General features: G+C 43.2%; 2 protein-coding genes. One reads left to right on the top strand and one right to left on the bottom strand.

The genetic code is table 11. The annotated features are described in order from the left end of the window. On the bottom strand, positions 1-1565 hold a 1565-nt coding region (locus CCU_RS04360), incomplete at its 3' end, for a glycoside hydrolase family 2 TIM barrel-domain containing protein (protein ID WP_305803636.1). Between the two features lie 361 nt (positions 1566-1926). Between CCU_RS04360 and CCU_RS04355 the strand changes: the two genes are divergently transcribed. Then, the coding region (locus CCU_RS04355; RefSeq protein ID WP_208895983.1) for an AraC family ligand binding domain-containing protein at positions 1927-2197 on the top strand (271 nt) is incomplete at its 3' end.

Raw genomic sequence — 2197 nt, 5'->3', positions numbered from 1 at the left:
ATACTGTGGCAGTATTCCACCAGAAGGAATGGTTTGCTGCCATCCTTTTCCAAATATTCCTCTATCTCAGTAAGTGCCGGATACATACGGCTGTATAAGTCCAGATTCTCGTAATCATAGGTTACATCGTAATTGCGGTATCTGGCACTCTCATACTGCGTGATCCGCTCCGAATCGAACTTCTTTGTCCATGCCAGTGCCTTCTCAAAGTTGCAGCCATAAGCGCTTTCATTTCCCATAGACCACATCACGATACAAAACCGGTTCTTGTCACGCTCCACCATCAGCTTCACACGGTCAACAATCGCAGCTTCCCATACCGGATCATCTGCTATCTTCTCATTCCAACGCTTAAAGCGGTTGTAATCCGTATCCTCTTTTCGATACAGCATAAATGGTCCGTGTGCTTCGATATCTGCCTCGTCAATCACCATAAATCCATAGCGGTCGCACATTTCATAGAAAAATGGTGCATTTGGATAATGGCTGGAACGAATGGCATTGAAGTTGTGCTGCTTCATCAGGGTAAGGTCTGTCTTGATCTGCTCCATGCTAATTGTAAATCCGGTGACCGGATCGGAGTCATGGCGGTTCACACCACGGAATTTAATCTTCTGTCCATTTAAGTAGATTACCTGATTCTTGATCTCGATCTTGCGGAGTGCTATATGGTCTACGATTACCTCCTGCTCCGTCTCCAGAATAATCGTATACAGATACGGATTCTCTGTATTCCAGAGTGTATAATCTACAATCTCAAAAGTCGCTTCTCCACTCTCGGAAATAACACCCTCGGAAACAACTGCTCCATTCTTATCCTCGAGCTTTACCCGAACCTCTGTCGGCTCGTAAAATGCTGCTGTAAGATTTATCCTTGCAATGTCTGAATCTAATTGTGTTGTAATGCGATAATCACGGATTCCCTTTTCCGGACGTTTTAAGAGATATACATCACGGAAGATTCCGCTCATACGGAACTTGTCCTGATCTTCAAGGTACGAACCGTCGCACCACTTCATCACAAGCACGGAAATCCGGTTCTCTCCTTCCCGCAATACGTCTGTCACATCAAACTCACTGGTCATGTGGCTCACTTGACTGTAGCCTACATAGGTGCCGTTTAACCATACATAAAAGCAGCTATCCACACCTTCAAAGTTAAGATATGCCTTTGGTGCTGCAGCATCCTTTGCATAGTCAAAGGTATGCACATAAGCTCCACATGGAATATCCTGTGGCACATATGGCGGATCAAACGGAAATGGGTAACGGATATTTGTGTATTGGTGTGTATCATAACCTGCCATCTGCCATACACTCGGAACTTTGATCTCGTCAAAGCCCTCAACCAAATAACCATCCTCATAAAAGGCATCCTTCATATCATAGATGCTGTCAAAATACTGAAACTTCCATGTACCATTCAAAAGCTGCATTCTGTCTGACAGCTCTCTGTGCTCTACCAGGTCATCCATCCGCTTGGAAGCCGGCATGTAATAAGCTCTCGCCGGCATCGTATTGTCATGTAATACACTTAAGTCCTCATAGTAACGTGGCACGATCATAAATAATCCTCCTTCATTCATACAGTTTATACACTTTTTTTGTTGCTTGTACCCCTGCTAACAGTTTTCTCCTTACTGTCTGCTTTTTTTCCTTCTCGCTTTTGTTAGATTTATATTACCTTAATCCATTTCTTATGTCTATAAACTAGAATGGACAAAATATGCACAAAATGATACAATAATCCCATCAAGCAGAAAAGTGGACGAACTGCTTGTAGCATCGGACACTTTTCTATTTGATGGGTAAACAGTCATAAGCACGCAGGACGATAGTCCGGAGTGCGCATGGCTGGCACGATTTCGAGAGTTCGAAGAACGAAGAAATCGTGATTATTGTATCGAGTGAAAGGAGTGCTGCCCTATGTACATGAACACCGGTTATTTGAAACATTCACATATGGATTTTAAGGATAAAAGCCGACCACTGATTGTCGGTAGCTGCGGAATCTATCGTTTGTCTGAGCACCCAAAGATGCCAACCTATCGCCCAAGAGGACGTGTTGATTTTCAGATTATATATATTGCAGCCGGATGCGGACATTTTCATTTTGATACTGTTGATAACGAAACAATTGTTCCCGCTGGTAACATTGTCATATTCCGTCCAAAAGAGCTTCAGAAATATGAATACT

This window comes from Coprococcus sp. ART55/1, assembly GCF_000210595.1.
In the GTDB taxonomy this organism is placed as follows: domain Bacteria; phylum Bacillota; class Clostridia; order Lachnospirales; family Lachnospiraceae; genus Coprococcus; species Coprococcus aceti.
This window is presented reverse-complemented; position numbering and strand designations above follow the sequence as displayed.